Raw genomic sequence first — 360 nt, 5'->3', positions numbered from 1 at the left:
CCCCGCGCGTGCTGATCGCCAACTCCAACCTGGTGCCGCACTGGGCCAACTGGGAACACTTCAACGAACTGGATGCCAAGGGCCTGGCCATGTACGGCCAGATGACCGCCGGCAGCTGGATCTACATTGGCAGCCAGGGCATCGTCCAGGGCACCTACGAGACCTTCGTCGAGGCCGGCCGCCAGCACTACGGCGGCAGCCTCAAGGGCAAGTGGGTACTGACCGCAGGCCTGGGCGGCATGGGCGGCGCCCAGCCACTGGCCGCGACCCTGGCCGGTGCCTGCTCGCTGAACATCGAATGCCAGCAGAGCCGCATCGACTTCCGCCTGGAAACCCGCTACGTCGACGAACAGGCCAGCG

Annotated in this window: 1 pseudogene; it reads left to right on the top strand. The window is 67.2% G+C overall.

The features are described 5' to 3' along the window. A pseudogene (locus tag L6D75_RS27200) lies at positions 1-360 on the top strand (urocanate hydratase); the annotation flags it as partial.

The organism is Pseudomonas faucium (assembly GCF_021602585.1).
In the GTDB taxonomy this organism is placed as follows: domain Bacteria; phylum Pseudomonadota; class Gammaproteobacteria; order Pseudomonadales; family Pseudomonadaceae; genus Aquipseudomonas; species Aquipseudomonas faucium.
Note: the sequence above shows the minus strand (reverse complement) of the source record. Positions and strands in the feature narration are given on the sequence as shown.